The sequence below is a fragment of the Streptomyces sp. 4F14 genome (assembly GCF_048159485.1).
Lineage (GTDB): Bacteria > Actinomycetota > Actinomycetes > Streptomycetales > Streptomycetaceae > Streptomyces.
In genome coordinates, this window is sequence record NZ_JBLRVY010000136.1 from 1 (window position 1) to 441 (window position 441).

Genomic DNA, 441 nt, shown 5'->3' on the forward strand with positions numbered 1-441 from the left:
CGGGCGAGGGCCTCCAGCACGCCGACGGCCACTCGCCGGTGATCGCGGCGACGAACCCGGCGGCGCTGACGTACGACCCGGCCTTCGCCTACGAGGTCGCGGCGATCGTGCGCGACGGCCTCCGCCGGATGTACGGCGAGGCGGCGCCGGGCGAGGACCCGAACGTCTTCTACTACCTGACCGTATACAACGAGCCGCTCCCGCAACCGGCGAAGCCGTCCGGCCTCGGCATCGACGAGGGCATCGTCAAGGGCCTGTACCGCTTCAACACGGCGGAGTCGGCGGGTCTGACCCCGGCGGCGAACGCCCCGCGGCTCCAGCTCCTGTCCTCCGGTACGGCGATCCACTGGGCGCTGAAGGCGCAGCGGCTGCTCGCCGAGGAGTGGGGCGTGGCCGCCGACGTGTGGTCCGCGACCTCCTGGACGGAGCTGCGCCGGGACG

At 73.2% G+C, this 441-nt stretch carries 1 protein-coding gene; it reads left to right on the forward strand.

The features are described 5' to 3' along the window. A partial coding sequence (locus ACLZOT_RS50000; protein ID WP_416975985.1) for a transketolase-like TK C-terminal-containing protein occupies positions 1 to 441 on the forward strand: 441 nt, incomplete at both ends.